A 15,097-nucleotide genomic window follows, 5' to 3' on the forward strand; every position below is an offset into this window, starting at 1 on the left:
GGACGCTGTTCAGGAGAAATCGGCGACGTTGTTCTTGGTGACGACCTTGACCGGCACCTTCACCATGCTGTCGACCTTCTTGCCCTCAGCGGCCTTCACCGCGTTCTGCACGGCGATCCTGCCCAGTTCCTTCGGCTGCTGGGCCACGGACGCGTACAGCGTGCCCGCGCCGACCGCCTTCAGACCGTCGGGAGTTCCGTCGAATCCGACGACGGAGACCGATTTGCCCGCCTTGCTGCCGAGCGCCCTGACCGCGCCGAGCGCCATCTCGTCGTTCTCGGCGAAGACACCGGTGATCCTCGGGTGGGACTGGAGCAGGTTGGTCATGACGTCCAGCCCCTTCGTCCGGTCGAAGTCCGCCGGCTGCCTGGCCACGACCTTGATGCCCGGATACGACTTGAGACCCTCTGCGAAGCCCGCGCCACGCTCACGGCTGGCCGAGGTGCCGGCCGTCCCCTGCAGCACGACGATGCTGCCCTTGCCGCCGAGCCGCTCGGCCAGTGCCTTGGCGGCGAGCCTGCCACCGGCGACGTTGTCGGATGCCACGAGCGTCGCGGTCCGCGCCTTGTTGACCCCTCGGTCGGCGGCGACCACCGGGATGTCCGCCTTGTTGGCGCCCCGGACGGCGGGGCCCGCCGCATCCGAGTCCACCGGATTGACGATGATCGACTTCACGCCCGAACTCGTGAAGTTCTGGAGCTGGTTGGCCTGCTGCGAGGCGTCGTTCTGCGCATCGGTGACGGTGAGGTCGACCCCGGCCGTCTTCGCCTCCGCCTGCGCGCCCGCCTTCATCTGCACGAAGAAGGGGTTGTTGAGCGTGGAGAGCGACATGCCCACCTTGGTGTTGCCGCCGGAGGAACCGGGGTTGAAGTAGGACACCGCGCCCACGACGACGGCCACGCACAGTGCGGCTATGCCGAACTTGACCGCACCCGCCCCCTTGCGGCCCGATCCCGGAGAGCCCGGCGCGGCGGCCGAACCGCCCGGTGCGACGGCTCCGGATCCGGCCTTGCGGCGGACGGTGTCCAGCAGCACCGCGAGGGCGATGACGACACCGATGACGACCTGCTGCCAGAACGCGGACACGGAGAGAAGGTTCAGCCCGTTGCGCAGCACGGCGAGGATGAGCGCGCCGATCAGCGTCCCGGACGCCTTCCCCACACCGCCGGCGAGGCTGGCGCCGCCGATGACGACCGCGGCGATCGCGTCGAGCTCGTAGCCCTGCGCGGCCTGCGGCTGCGCGGAGGTCAGCCGGGACGCGAGGACGATGCCCGCGACGGCGGCGAAGAGCCCGGAGAGGGCGTAGATGGCCAGCTTCTGCCGCTTGACGCGCAGTCCGGAGAGGCGGGCCGCCTCCTCGTTGCCGCCGATGGCGTACATCGAACGGCCGATGTAGGTGCGGGCCAGGATCAGCGCCGCGATCAGTCCCATCACGACCATCACGAGGACGGGGACGGGCAGCCAGCCACCGAGCGTGTCGCCGAGCACGGAGACCGAGCCGGGGAAGTCGATCGGCTTCCCCTGGGAGATGACCAGCGACAGACCTCGCGCGATCGACAGCATCGCCAGGGTCGCGATGAACGGCGGCAGCTTGCCGTACGAGACGAGGGCCCCGTTGACGAAGCCGCAGGCGATGCCGGTGACGACGGCGAGGACGAGCGCCAGCCAGACCGGCAGCCCCTGCGAGGTGGCCGACCAGGCGAGGACCGTCGCGGAGAGCGCGGCCACCGAGCCGACGGACAGATCGATGCCCGCCGAGACGATGACGAAGGTGACGCCGAAAGCGAGGATCGCGGTGACGGCGGCCTGTACACCGACGTTCAGCAGGTTCTGCGTGGTCAGGAAGTCGCCGGAGAGAAGCGACATCGCCACCAGGAGTACGACCAGGGCGCTCAGGGCGCCGTTGTCGAGCAGGAGCCGGCGGACCGTGCGCCCTGCGGCGCCACTGGCGCCCGTATCGCTCTTGAGCGTGTCAGTGGCCACGGGGGCTCTCCTCTTCGTTCGCTGCCGGACCGGTCGGGTCGGCCGGCAGGTGTGTCATGGGGGCCGCGCTGACGGCGAGGGCCATCACGGCGTCCTGGGTGGCTTCGTGTGCGGGGAGCTCTCCGGCGATCCGGCCCTGGGACATGACCAGCACTCGGTCGCTCATGCCGAGGACTTCGGGCAGATCGCTGGAGATCATCAGAACCGCATGGCCCGATGCGGTCAGTTCGTTGATGAGCTGGTAGATCTCGACCTTGGCGCCGACGTCGATACCGCGCGTCGGTTCGTCGAGGATCAGCACCCTGGTGTCGGCAAGCAGCCACTTGCCGATGACGACCTTCTGCTGGTTGCCGCCGGAGAGCGTACGGACGTGCTGGCCGAGACCCGCCATCCGTACGCCGAGCTGTTCGGCGATCCGGGCGGCGGCCAGGCGCTGCCCCTTCAGGTCGACGAGTCCGGAGCGGCTCGCCGAACGCAGGGTGACCAGGCCGAGGTTCTCCTGCACCGAGGCGTCGAGTACCAGGCCCTGCCCCTTGCGGTCCTCGGGCACGAGGCCGATCCCGGCGCCCATCGCGGCGGTGACGTCGTGCTTGGCCAGCCGCTCGCCGAGCACGTCGACGGTGCCGCCGTCGTAGGGGTCGGCGCCGAAGACGGCGCGGGCGACCTCGGTACGGCCCGCGCCGACGAGACCGGCGAGACCGACCACCTCGCCGGCCCGCACCTCGAAGCTGATGTCGTGGAAGACGCCGTTGCGGGTCAGACCGCGCACCGCGAGCAACGGCTCGCCGGTCTCCGGGCGTTCACGGGGGTACTGCTGGTCGATGCTGCGTCCCACCATCAGCTGTACGAGCTCCGCCTCGGGCGTCGAGGCCGGGACCTGGTCGATGCTCCGGCCGTCGCGCAGCACCGTGACCCGGTCGCCGAGCGCCGCGATCTCTTCGAGGTGGTGGGTGATGAAGACGACCCCGACCCCGTCCTCGCGCAGCTGCCGCACGATCCGGAAGAGCTTGTCGACCTCTTCCGAGGTGAGGACAGCGGTCGGCTCGTCCATGATCAGGACACGCGCGTCCAGGCTGAGCGCCTTGGCGATCTCCACCATCTGGAGCCGGGCGATGCCCAGTTCACGGACCTTGGCCTTCGGCGAGACGTGCAGGCCGACCCGGCGCAGCAGCACCTCGGCGTCCGCCTCCATGCGGCGGCGGTCGATCATCCCGAAACGGCGCGGCTGCCGGCCGAGGAAGATGTTCTCGGCGACCGTCAGATCGGGCACCAGGTTGAACTCCTGGTAGATCGTCGCGATGCCGAGCCGTTCGGCGTCCTGCGCGCCGTGGATGCGGACCTCGCGCCCCTGGGCGAAGATCCGCCCGCTGTCCGGGCGGTAGGCACCGGAGAGCATCTTGATGAGGGTGCTCTTGCCCGCTCCGTTCTCGCCGAGCAGGACATGCACCTCGCCGCTGCGCAGGTCGAAGTCGACGCTGTCCAGCGCGACCACACCTGGGAAGGTCTTGCGTACGCCTTCGATGCGCAGCAACTCGACCGGCCTGCTCACAAGTTGCTCCTCTGGTCCGAAGCGGGCTCGCCGCACGAACGGCGTACGACGAGGCGGGCGGGGAGGGTGACGGACTGCGGGGACCGGCCCTCGACGATGTCGACCAGTGCGCGGACGGCGGCGCGGCCGAGTTCGCCGGTCGGCTGGGCGATCGCGGTGATCGGCGGGTCGGTGTGGACGAACCACGGGATGTCGTCGAATGCGGCGAGCCCGATGTCCTGCGGGACGCGCAGGCCGGCGGCGCGGATGGCGTCCAGCGCGCCGAGCGCCATCAGGTTGTCGGCGGCGAAGACGATCTCGGGCGGCTCGGGAAGCGCCAGGAAGCGTTCGGTGACGCGCCGGCCGCTGTCCGCCTGGAAGTCGCCCTGGCCGATGTAGACCTCCGGCAGGCCGAGCTCGTGCGCACGCAGCGCCTCGCGGAAGGCCTCGACGCGCTCGTCGCCCGTGGTGGTGGCCGCGGGGCCGGCGATGATCGCGAGCCTGCGGCGGCCCAGCGCGTACAGATGGGCGACCAGGTCCCGGATCGCGTGGCGGCCGTCGGCACGTACGACGGGGACGTCGACGCCGGGCATCCAGCGGTCCACGAAGACCATCGGGGTTCCGGCGCGCGCCACCTCCGTCATCAGCGGGGAGTCGCCGTCGGCGGGAGAGACGAGGAGCCCGTCGATCCTTCGGTCGAGGAGCGTGCGGACGTGGTGGTCCTGCAGCTGCGGCCGCTCGTCGGCGTTTCCGATGATGACGCTGTAGCCGAGGGCGCGGGCCTCCTCCTCGACGAAGCGGGCCAGCTCGGTGAAGTACGGATTGAGCACGTCACTGATGACCAGGCCGAGGGTGCGCGTCTGATCGGTGCGCAGCGAACGAGCGACGGCGTTGGGCCGATAGCCGAGGACGTCGACGGCGGCGAGGACCCGGGTCCGCGCGTCCGGGCTGACGGAGGGATGACTGTTGAGAACACGGGAGACCGTGGCGACAGAGACCCCTGCCTGAGCCGCGACGTCCTTGATGCTCGTCATGTCCGGACCACCTCCTTGTGGTTTCCGTGAGCCTCGAAACCAGCAGCCCAGAGCCGTGGAATCGATTACAGCGATGATTGGAATCGATTACACGGCCGAGAACAAGACCTAGCCGGCCCTCCGAGATCGGATTGTGACTAAAACGGGAGCCGGGGTGAAGGCCGGACGGCGACAGCGACGTCGCGTGACGCAGCGCAATATGCCGACCGGGAGGGGCGAAGACCCGCCGCACCGGCGCCGACAACCTCGGCCTGGCAGTGGTCCGCAGATCCGCCGGACTCATGGTGGCGCGATTCACACCGCGAGAACGGAGAGGAAGGGCTCGACGGGTCCGCACCACCATGGGTACGCCGGTGGAGAGACTCCTGACATCCGCCGTCCACGGGTAACTCCCGCTGCCTGGATGTGAGTCGCCTGTGCCGCTCACCGCGCTCCGCCGCACCTCCGGCGTGACCCTGCAGGGGACGGGACCCACGAGTGGCAAAGATACCGGCGCCTTGCATTACCGCCCCGTAACCTCTGAAACACCTCAGATCTGTTCCTTCGTGACGTAGGGCACTGTCAAATTCACAAGATTCCCTGATGATGGCGTCGGGCCGTGCCACGGTGACGATGACTCCCCCAGTCAGCCATCGCAGGGAACGCCCACCTTCCCCTCACGAAGGCGAACCTCTCCATGAGTGACCGCACCACCGCGGCCGATACGCTCGCTGTCGCCCCACCGGCGGCGGGCTCCCCCCATGTGGACGCCGGCGACGCCGGTTACAGCAAGGACCTGAAGTCCAGACACATCAACATGATCGCCATCGGCGGCGCGATCGGCACCGGCCTGTTCCTGGGCGCGGGCGGGCGGCTGGCCGGGGCGGGGCCGTCGCTCGCCCTTGCCTATGCGGTCTGTGGTGTCTTCGCCTTCTTCGTCGTGCGCGCGCTCGGCGAGCTGGTTCTCTACCGGCCGTCCTCCGGTGCCTTCGTCTCGTACGCCCGTGAGTTCATGGGCGAGAAGGGCGCCTTCGCGGCCGGCTGGCTGTACTTCCTCAACTGGGCGACGACCGCCGTGGCTGACATCACAGCGGCCGCCACCTACGCGCACTTCTGGGGCATGTTCAGTGACACCCCGCAGTGGATCCTCGCCCTGATCGCCCTCGCCGTCGTGCTCACCGCCAACCTGATCTCGGTGAAGTACTTCGGTGAGATGGAGTTCTGGTTCGCGATCATCAAGGTCTCCGCCCTGGTCGCGTTCATGCTCATCGGGATCTTCCTGGTGGTCACCCAGCACCCGGTGGACGGTCACACACCCGGCTTCTCCACGATCAGTGACAGTGGTGGCATCTTCCCCGTCGGCATGCTCCCGATGCTGATGGTGATCCAGGGGGTCGTGTTCGCCTACGCCTCCGTCGAGCTGTGCGGCGTGGCCGCCGGCGAGACGGAGAACCCCGAGAAGATCATGCCCAAGGCGATCAACTCGATCATGTGGCGCGTCGGCCTCTTCTACGTCGGCTCGGTGGTGCTCCTGGCCCTCCTGCTGCCGTACACCTCGTACTCGGGGGACGAGAGCCCGTTCGTCACCGTCATGGAGAAGCTCGGCATCCCGGGCGCGGCCGGTGTGATGAACCTGGTCGTGCTGACCGCAGCGCTCTCCAGCCTGAACTCCGGGCTGTACTCCACCGGGCGCATCCTGCGCTCCATGGCGCTGGCCGGCTCCGCGCCGAAGTTCACAGGCCGGATGAACAAGGGCCAGGTGCCGTACGGCGGCATCCTGCTGACCGCCGGTTTCGGTGTGCTGGGCGTCGTGCTCAATTACGTCATGCCGGGCCAGGCATTTGAGATCGTTCTCAACCTCGCGTCGATCGGCATCCTCGGCACCTGGGGCATGATCATGCTCTGTTCGCTGCTGTTCTGGCACCGCTCGCGGGACGGCCGGGTCACCCGCCCCTCGTACCGGCTGCCCTGGGCGCCCTACACGCAGATCATCACGCTGGCATTCCTCGCCGCGGTCGTCTTCCTGATGTGGTGGGGCGGCGGGGTGGGACGTACGACCGTGCTGTGCCTGCCGCTGATCGCGGCGGCGCTGGTCGGTGGCTGGTTCGTGGTCCGGGCCCGGGTGAACGTCCTGGCGCGGGAGCGCGAGGACGTCTGACGTTTCCAGGCAGCGGCGACGGCCCGCGCGGGTTCATTTCCGCGCGGGCCGTTCCCGTGGATGGGGAATGCCGGTCTCGTCGAAGCGGCGCATAAGCGGACGGCTTGCTGCGATGGGTCTCGCGCAGGCACCCGGCCCACTCCTCGAACGGCGATGTCGCCGGTGCGGGCGTGGGCGGCGCGCAGATCGTCCAGGAGCCCGGAGGCACGGTCATAAACCGTGGGCTTCACCTGCACGATGAGGTCCTCGACTTCGCCCCGGGTCTGCTCCGAGTTGCGGGCAGGGTGGGCCAGTTGATCGGCGCGGGCCGCCTCGTCGGCCTCGGCGCAACGGCGCTCGTCCGCTTCCCGCGCTGCTCGTTCCGCGCACTTGCCCTGCGAGGCCCTCACCGTTACGCGTGCTCATGTGCACAGCAGCGACTTTTGGACCTTGCCCATGGCGTTCCTTGGCAGGGCGTCGAGGAACACGACCGCGCGTGGGCGTTTGTGCCGGGACAGGCTGGTGGCGACGTGGTCGATGAGACGGTCCGCAAGGTGCTGGGCGGGTTGATGAGCGTCGTCGGGCACGATGTAGGCGACGATGCGTTGGCCGAGGTCGGCGTCGTGGTGTCCGACGACGGCCGCTTCGCGGACGGCGGGGTGGGCGAGCAGGGCGGCTTCGATCTCGCCGGCACCGACCCGGTAGCCTCCGGATTTGATCAGGTCGACCGATTCGCGGCCGACGATGCGGTGGTATCCGTTGGGGTCGCAGACCGCGACGTCACCCGTGCTGAACCAGCCGTCGCTGGTCCAGGCCGCTGCCGTGGCGTCGGGTCGGTTGAGGTAGGCGTCGAAGAGCATGGGGCCGCGGACCTCGAGGCGACCGATGCTGTGGCCGTCGTGTGGCACCGTATCGCCGTTGTCGGCGCGCAGCCGGGTCTGAACGCCGCGCAGGGGTTCGCCCACCCAGCCGGGACGGCGTTCCCCGTCGGCTCGGGTGCTCAGCGTGATCATCGTTTCGCTCATCCCATATCGCTCCAGGGGTGCGCGACCGGTGAGGCCGGTGAGGCTGTCGAAGACCGTCGTGGGGAGGGGTGCGCTGCCCGAGACCAGCAGTCGGGCCGGGCGAAGAGCTCGTGCGGAGCTCGGGTCCGCGGCGATGCGGGACCATACGGTCGGCACTGCGAAGTACATCGATCCGGGCGTGGCCGCGTAGTGGGTGGGGCGGGGTCGGACGGTGTGGGCGACGCGGGAGCCGATTCGCAGCGAGGCGAGCACGCCGAGGACGAGTCCGTGCATGTGGAACAGGGGAAGGCCGTGAACGACGGTGTCGTCGGGGTGCCAGTCCCATGCGTGGGCGAGGGCGTCGATTCCGGCGGCAAGGGCGCGGTGGCTCAATTCGACCCCCTTGGGGGGTCCGGTCGTGCCGGATGTGTAGAGGATCATCGCTACGTCGTCCATCCGCGCCGCCGACGGGGCCGTGGAAGTCGCTGCGGGCCGGCGCCGCACGGGCAGCACCGGCAGAGCGGCGGCGTCCTCGGGTGCGTGCCCGGCCCAGCACGTCGCACGGGAGTCGGTGATCATGTGGCGGCGTTCCGCGGCTCCGGAGTCCGGTGGGACCGGGACGACGGGCACACCGGCCAGCAGGCATCCGGTGACCGCGATGATCGTTTCCATGCTCGGGGTGGCGCAGACAGCGACCGGGCCGGCATCGGGCAGGGTGGCGGCGAATGCTGTTGCCGCCTGGTACAGGGCGGCGTGCGAGATGACCTCGTCGCCGACAGTGACCGCGTCGGCCAGGTCGGCGTTGTTCGGGTTGGTCGCGTCCACGGCGTTCAGAAACATGGTGGAGGGGGCCTTTCGGTTCTTGCACTGCTGGTCTCATGACAGGTCATGTGGTCGGGGATGCAACGGTCCGGAAGTCCGGTGTGCGTTTGGCGGCGTAGGCGGCCAGGCCGACGGCCAAGTCGGTGTCGGGTCCGTTGCGCCACCGCTGGTGCAATGCGGACGACACGTGCCCGTGCGAGGCGGCATGGTCGGTCATCTGTTTGGCGGCGGCGATGGTGGTCGGTGAACGGGAGACGACAGTGGCGGCGAGGCGTGCCACCGCCGTGTCGAACTCGTCCTCGGCGACGACGTCGGTGATCAGCCCGGACCGCAGGGCGGTGTCTGCCGTGATCGTGTCGGCGGTGAAGAGCAGCCGCTTGGTGACGGCCGGGCCGACGGTGCCGACGAGCCGTTCGATCGATCCGGCGGGATATACCAGGCCGAGTTTGGCCGGAGTGATGGCCAACCGCGCCGTGCGTGCGGCTATGCGCAGGTCGCACGCGATCGCCAATTGAGCGCCGGCGCCGATGCAATGGCCCTGCACCGCGGCAATCGTAGGCTTGCTGCAGCGCGCCAACGCGTCCTCGACTTCGATGAAGTCGTCCACGATGCGGGCCCGGCGGCCGGCGGTGATCTCGGTGATGTCCAGGCCTGAGCAGAAGTGGCTGCCGGCACCGGCCAGCACGACGACCGCGACGTCCGGGCGATCGTCGAGATCCCGGAGGTGGGCGGCCAGCGCGTCGAGCATGGAGCGGGTCAACGCGTTGGCACGGGTGCGATTGTCGATGGTGAGGGTGGCGATGGCATCGTTGACGCCCATGCTCACTTCGCACATCACGCTCGTCACCTCAGTGTGCGGAAGAGTCGTTTCTGCACGGTCGGTGGCCCTGTTGTCGATCGATTCCGCGGTCACAGCAACACACCCGGGAGGACGAGGGCCCCGACCAGAGTGAGTGGGCCGAGGACGACCATCGACAACCCCCAGCGAGTGAGCAGACGTGTCATGCGGGGCCGTTGCCGCTCATCGACCGTGCTGGCGACGAGGGTTGCTCCGACGGTCGAGAAGGGGGAGACGTCGACGATCGACGCGCAGATACCGAGGGCACAGATCAGTGCCCAACCGGGAATGTCGCCGGAGGAGACCAGCGGCAACGCCAGCGGCACCAAGGCGGCGAGCATGCCTGTGGTGGAGGCAAACGCGGACACCAGGCCGCCGACGAGGCAGATGAACAAGGCCGCGAGCAGCGGGACGCTCAAGCTGCTGGCGAACTCGCCGAGCAGGTCCACCGCACCCATGTGGTCGAGCACGCCGACGTAGGTGATGATGCCACCGACGAGAAGCACGGTGGACCAGTCGATTCCCTTGACCGCTTGTCTTCCGGACGTCGGGTCCACGAGGGCCAACACGGCGCCGAACGCGAACGCGAGCACACCGATGTCCGGGTCGCGGTCGGTCACCGACAGCACGATGACCGCGCCCACCAGACCGAGCATGCAGAAGATGGTGCACACCTGAATCCGCGTGAACTTCTTCTTCTCCCCCCACGTCCGCTCGCTGCCGGGAGATACGACGGCGGTGCCTGCCGTGCCACCGGTGGAAGCGGGGCCATGGCTGCTTGCTCCGCCCGAGGCCAGGGCGCCGACCTTCCGCGCCGGCACGGACGAGGTGACTTGGCGCGACCGCAGCAAGCGCCTGCCGAACATGCAGTAGGCGCACCCGAACAGCACCACATTGACTGCGAGGGCGGCAGCGAACAGCACGAACGGGCTCAGCTCGATTCCCGCCGTGTGCGCGGTCCCGTAGGTGACGATGCCGAACAGGCTGCTCGGCGCGAACCCTCCGGCGCTCAGGCCGGTTCCCACCGCCAGGCCCATCAACATGGGGTCGAGGCCGCGCCTGTCGGCGACCGACATGCCGATCGGTGCCATCACCAGACCGCCCAGTGGTGACCCCATCGCCGAGATGCCACCGGTGAGCACGAAAAACACCATCGGCAGCAGCGCCGTCCTGTCACCGACCTTGGCGAGCGTGGCGTCGATGATGCCGTCGATGGTGCCGTTGACCTGCGCGGCTCCGAAGAAGTACGTCACGCCCACCAGCAACACGAGGATGTCCAACGGGAATCCGGCAATCACTTCCGCGAGCGGCAGACCCGCCAGCCAGATCCCGGCACCGCACGCGGCGGCGAACATGAGGATGCCGAGCGGTACCTTGCGCAATGTCGCAGCCGCGAAGATGCCGACGAACGCGATCAACGCGACGAGCTGTCCTGCCATACCTCGTCCCTCTTCCGTGGGGAGTGCCAGCGGCTCACGCTTCCCAAAATGGTCCACTCCGTGGCACGCTGGTTCGACAGATGAAACAGTGTTGCCGCAAATTAGCCCGCACCGGGTCGGGCGTCAACAGTTTGGGAGAGGGCATGACGACCAACAGCGTGGTATCTGCTTTTCGCGTGCTGGAAGCCGTTGCCGAGTTGCAGCCGGCCGGTCTCTCCGAGCTCGCGCGAACGGTCGACCTGCCCAAGAGCACGGTGCAGCGCTGCCTCCTCACGCTGCACGAGCTCGGCTGGCTCCGGCCGTCGACGGGCCGACCGACGCGGTGGCACTTGACCTACCGGGCGTTCGCGGTCGGCAGTCAGGCCCGCGACCATCAACAGGTCCGGGAGGCGGCGCTGCCGTTCCTCAACGAACTACAACTCACCACGACCGAGACGATCCACCTTTGCGCGCCCGACGGGAATGAACTCGTTCTGATCGAACGCCTCGATACCGCGCACCCCCTCCGCGCATTCCTCCCCCTCGGGAAACGGATTCCCCTGCACGCCTCCGCCACCGGGCTCGCATTCCTTGCCGCCGGCACGAAGGACTTCGTGGACAACTTCCTCGCCAACCCCCTCCCCGCCCAGGCGCTGCACACCATCACCGATCCCGGCACCCTCCGCCGCACACTCGACGAGACACGCTCACGCGGCTACTCCATCAACAACCAAGGACTCAGCAACGGCATCACCGCTGTCGGCGCCGCCATCCTCGACGCACAGGGGCAGCCGGTCGCCGCGGTCTCCGTGTCAGGACCCACCAGCCGAATCACCGAGGACAAGCACGAAACCTACGGCCGAGCCGTGCGCGACACCGCACAGAAAATCCACAACGCGCTCTGAAGCGTTCCGGTAGTTCCCGCCGCTGAGAAGTCGCCGACTCAAGGCGTTTCCGCCACAGTGGCCGGGCATCCTCGGAGAGGCTGATCACGCGGGGGCGGGCGGTGGCGCTCGTCGTCCAGCATCGGGACCGAACCGAGGAGGAAGGAAAGGATGCGGGTGTACGAGCCGCCCGCCGCTTCGGACTCGCCCGCGTACTTGGACCAGGTGGACGGAATGATGTGGGAGTGCAGAACCATGGCGGGGTCGCGCATTTCTTGCGCCTCATCCTTGGCAGCGCGGAGTTTCCGCAAGGGGCTGGGTGACAGGAAAAAGGAGATCCAGGGCAAGCTGGCGCAGGCCCAAAAGCTCCTCAACACTCTGGCAGCGGAGGAACGGGCCAGGAACGCAGAGAAGGAGGAGCGGGCGAACCGGTCCAGTGAGCGGGTGCAACTCGGCAACGAGGCCAGTGCGTCCCAGCGTGCCGCAGCGGCGTTCAGCGCCGCCAAGAGCCGGGTCAGCCTTCCCTATGCATGGGGTGCTTCAGGACCCAACTCTTTCGACTGCAGCGGTCTGACGTCCTGGGCGTTCAACCCGGCAGAGGTGGCCATCCCCCGTACCTCGCAGGCTCAGGCCAACGTCGGTACGCGCATCAATTCACTGAGTGCACTCAAGCCGGGCGACCTCATCATCATGCGGACAGACCTCAGCCACGTTGGGTTCTACGCCGGCAACGGACAGATCTTGCATGCTCCGAAGCCGGGCGCCCAGGTGCGCTACGAGTCGATCGCACGGAGTGGAATGCCGTTCATGTGGGGCGTACGGATCTGACCGCCAGCACGCGCGAGCAATGCGGCAGTTCAGCTCCACACCGCACGGCACCCCTCGCCTGGTAGATCTCCGGGGCGAGGTCGGCGGTGGCGGCGACCTACCTGGTCGTCGCCTCCGGCCGTGACCCCGATACCCCCAGGGGGTAGTTGACGTGCGGACCCGTCGAGCCTTAGCCTTCCCCTGTCCAAGATACCCCCCAAGGGTATGAGTGATCTGGGAGGCCAACATGTGCACCACTTCCGCCACATCGCAAAGCGCCCCCGCCGTCGTCCGAGCCGGCACGGATGACGGCACACTGCCCGACTGGCACCTACAGGGCGAGTGGTTCGACGTGTGCAGCTGCGCACTGCCCTGCCCCTGCACGTTCGCCCAGACTCCGACCCACGGGGACTGCCTCTTCACGCTCGTCTGGCAGGTTCACGAAGGGCACTTCGGAGACGTGCGCCTGGACGGACTGGGCGTGGTGGCACTGGGAGAGTTCGCCGGGAACATGTGGGTTGGCGACCCGGACGCCACGATGAAGGTGATGCTCTACATCGACGCCAAGGGCAACCAGGCCCAGCGTGGCGCACTGGAGCAGATCTTCGCCGGACATGTCGGCGGCTGGCCGGGCCAGTTCGGCTCACTCATCAGCGAACTGCGCGAGGTACGGTACGCTCCGGTCCACTTCGACGCCGCCGAGGATCTCTCGTACTGGCGGGCCCGTGTCGCCGACAAGGTCTCCGTCGGCGCGACCGCCCTCACCGGTCCCACCGCCGACCCTTCCCGTCGCGTCCAGCTGGTCAATGCTCCGGGCGCCGAGGTCGGCCCCGGACAGATCGCCACCTGGGGCGTCGTCGAGAGCGACCGCGCGGAAGGGTTCGACTTCTCCCATGAATACCGCGGGGGATCCAGCAAGCACTTCCCCTTCGACTGGCGCCCCTGACCGCGAGGCAGGGGCGGGAAGGCCGGTCAAGGACGTCGCCCAGCGATTGATCGGCGGAACCGGGGCGATCGGCCACACCGACGGCCCCGCGCTCAGGGGCCGGCGTATTCACGGCATGGCGCGCCCGTACCGTGGCGCATATACAGCACGACGTGAACCCCCGGACCGAGCAAGCGGATCGGGCCGCAGCAGCCGGACACCTCGCGAGAAGGAGATGCCTCGGTGAGCACGTTGCGGAGCACCCCCGTGGATCGAACCACGGAGAGGCCGTAGGGCGAAGGCCGTTCGCTCGCCACAGCCGGCAGCGGTGTCAACGGCGCCGCCGCACTCACCCAGGCCGGCCTCGGCCTTGCCATGGGCACCGGCACCGACGCCGCCATCGAGGCGGCGACCTCACCCGTCCGCAGCGACATGTACGCCGCCGCCGAGCCATCCGCCTGGCCCGCAAGACGCTGGGCACCTTCAAGTCCAACCTGTTCCGCGGGCATCGCGACCGTCGGGGCGAGGCTGAGCCGCTTGCCCCTGTTCGGTTTGCACCGGCCGTGGCGTGGATCCAGAACACTGCAGCCTGGCGGCCCGCCGGACGCTAATTCCCAGGCCCGGTGGGCCACCCAGCGCCTGCTACCACCAGAAAATCCGGCCAGTGACCCACGAGGAGGTTCTCCATGGTCACACTGTCATGGACCAGCACGGTATACCGGATAGCCGGCCATCCCCTCGTCAGGATGACAGCCACCGCCGCACTGCAGGCTCTGGCGTCCCACCTCGCACAGCAGAACAGTCCCCGCCCGTCCTGCATGGATGCGTGTGCCCTCGTGCGCGCAGGCGGCGCCGGTACCCCTGCCGCAAGTCGGCAGATGCACTGACCCCTTCACGCCGTCCGGCCGCGGCAGCCACCGCCGGGGCAGCCCTGCCGACACACCAGCGCCAAGGTGCCGGCAGGCGGGTGACTCCACCCGGTGGATCCACTCGCAAGATTCCAACCGTCGAGGTTCCCGGGATACCCCTCCGGGGTATATGGATCGTTGTCCTGAACGGACGACGCCAGAAGGCGCATCACACCGATGGAGACGTCATGAGGAATCACTCCGGCCACGACCAGACCAACCGTGGCCACCACGGTGGCCACGGCGGAGCCCGGCCCGGCGGGCTGTCGGTCTCCGAGAACGGGTACACCCTCGAACTCGACTCGACGATCCTCACCGGCGGCGTGCAGCCGATCAGCTTCCGGGTGATCGGCCCGGACGGGCAGGCGGTGACCGAGTTCATACCGGAGCACGAGAAGGAACTGCACTTCATCGCTGTCCGGCGCGACACGGCCGGGTTCCAGCACGTGCACCCCGTTATGGACGGGAAGGGCGCCTGGAGCGTCGAACTGGCCCTGGAACCGGGGGACTGGAGGTTTTTCACGGACATCCCCCCGGTCGGCCACGACGGGACCATGACGCTGGGGATCGACGTCGCGGTCGCCGGACCGTACGACCCGCGACCGCTTCCCGAGGCCACAGGGATCGCCCGGATCGGCGAGTACACCGTCGTGCTCGACGGCGAACTCCTGCCTGGCGAGGCGAGCGAACTGACCCCTCACCGTCAGCCGGGACAACCGCCCCGTCACCGACCTGCAGCCCTACCTGGCCGCGTACGGACACCTGGTGGCCCTGCGGGTCGGCGACCTGGGCTACCTCCACGTCCATCCGGAGGGCGAACCCGGTGACGG

Annotated in this window: 10 protein-coding genes and 2 pseudogenes; 6 read left to right on the forward strand and 6 right to left on the reverse strand. The window is 68.5% G+C overall.

Annotation, left to right across the window (positions count from 1 at the left end; all coding sequences use genetic code 11):
* Window positions 1-9: 9 nt before the first annotated feature.
* Genes ACIRJP_RS00105 through ACIRJP_RS00115 form a run of 3 tightly spaced genes read right to left on the reverse strand, consistent with a single transcriptional unit; the run spans window position 10 to window position 4,545 of the window.
* Complete coding sequence (locus ACIRJP_RS00105) at window positions 10-1,983, reverse strand: substrate-binding domain-containing protein (RefSeq protein ID WP_404166479.1); 1,974 nt, start codon at window positions 1,981-1,983, stop codon at window positions 10-12.
* Window positions 1,973-3,532, reverse strand: a complete 1,560-nt coding sequence (locus tag ACIRJP_RS00110) for a sugar ABC transporter ATP-binding protein (protein WP_404166482.1) — start codon at window positions 3,530-3,532, stop codon at window positions 1,973-1,975. The genes ACIRJP_RS00105 and ACIRJP_RS00110 overlap by 11 nt, the downstream gene beginning before the upstream one ends.
* Complete coding sequence (locus tag ACIRJP_RS00115) at window positions 3,529-4,545, reverse strand: LacI family DNA-binding transcriptional regulator (protein ID WP_404166485.1); 1,017 nt, start codon at window positions 4,543-4,545, stop codon at window positions 3,529-3,531. Before ACIRJP_RS00115 ends, ACIRJP_RS00110 begins: the two co-directional genes overlap by 4 nt.
* A 676-nt stretch (window positions 4,546-5,221) precedes the next feature.
* On the opposite strand from ACIRJP_RS00115, the gene ACIRJP_RS00120 reads away from it, so the two are divergent.
* Window positions 5,222-6,682 (forward strand): amino acid permease, encoded by a 1,461-nt coding sequence (locus ACIRJP_RS00120; protein ID WP_360546474.1) that lies wholly within the window; start codon window positions 5,222-5,224, stop codon window positions 6,680-6,682.
* A gap of 401 nt (window positions 6,683-7,083) precedes the next feature.
* Here the strand turns inward: ACIRJP_RS00120 and ACIRJP_RS00125 are convergent, their stop codons facing one another.
* From ACIRJP_RS00125 to ACIRJP_RS00135, 3 genes are read right to left on the reverse strand one after another with little or no spacing between them, the layout of a single operon-like run.
* Window positions 7,084-8,505 carry an acyl-CoA synthetase gene (locus ACIRJP_RS00125; protein ID WP_404166488.1) on the reverse strand — a complete coding sequence of 474 codons (1,422 nt, stop codon included), beginning with the start codon at window positions 8,503-8,505 and terminating at the stop codon, window positions 7,084-7,086.
* 46 nt (window positions 8,506-8,551) lie between these two features.
* Window positions 8,552-9,400 carry an enoyl-CoA hydratase/isomerase family protein gene (locus ACIRJP_RS00130; RefSeq protein WP_404166491.1) on the reverse strand — a complete coding sequence of 283 codons (849 nt, stop codon included), beginning with the start codon at window positions 9,398-9,400 and terminating at the stop codon, window positions 8,552-8,554.
* Window positions 9,397-10,764: an SLC13 family permease gene (locus ACIRJP_RS00135; RefSeq protein WP_404166494.1), complete on the reverse strand. Its 1,368-nt coding sequence runs from the start codon at window positions 10,762-10,764 to the stop codon at window positions 9,397-9,399. Before ACIRJP_RS00135 ends, ACIRJP_RS00130 begins: the two co-directional genes overlap by 4 nt.
* 143 nt (window positions 10,765-10,907) lie before the next feature.
* Between ACIRJP_RS00135 and ACIRJP_RS00140 the strand changes: the two genes are divergently transcribed.
* From ACIRJP_RS00140 to ACIRJP_RS00160, 5 genes and pseudogenes are all read left to right on the forward strand, one after another.
* Entirely contained in the window at window positions 10,908-11,648 is a 741-nt protein-coding gene (locus ACIRJP_RS00140) for an IclR family transcriptional regulator (protein WP_404166497.1), read from the forward strand.
* Window positions 11,649-11,933: 285 nt separating this feature from the next.
* Window positions 11,934-12,455 (forward strand): annotated as a pseudogene (locus ACIRJP_RS00145) (C40 family peptidase); the annotation flags it as partial.
* Window positions 12,456-12,681: 226 nt separating this feature from the next.
* The gene (locus tag ACIRJP_RS00150; protein ID WP_404166500.1) at window positions 12,682-13,380 is read left to right on the forward strand and encodes a DUF1326 domain-containing protein; all 699 of its coding nucleotides are present in this window, start codon (window positions 12,682-12,684) and stop codon (window positions 13,378-13,380) included.
* Window positions 13,381-13,653: 273 nt separating this feature from the next.
* A pseudogene (locus tag ACIRJP_RS00155) lies at window positions 13,654-13,859 on the forward strand (hypothetical protein); the annotation flags it as partial.
* Window positions 13,860-14,455: 596 nt separating this feature from the next.
* Entirely contained in the window at window positions 14,456-15,094 is a 639-nt protein-coding gene (locus ACIRJP_RS00160; RefSeq protein ID WP_404166503.1) for a hypothetical protein, read from the forward strand.
* Window positions 15,095-15,097: the final 3 nt, after the last annotated feature.

Source organism: Streptomyces sp. NPDC102437, from assembly GCF_044765565.1.
GTDB lineage: Bacteria > Actinomycetota > Actinomycetes > Streptomycetales > Streptomycetaceae > Streptomyces.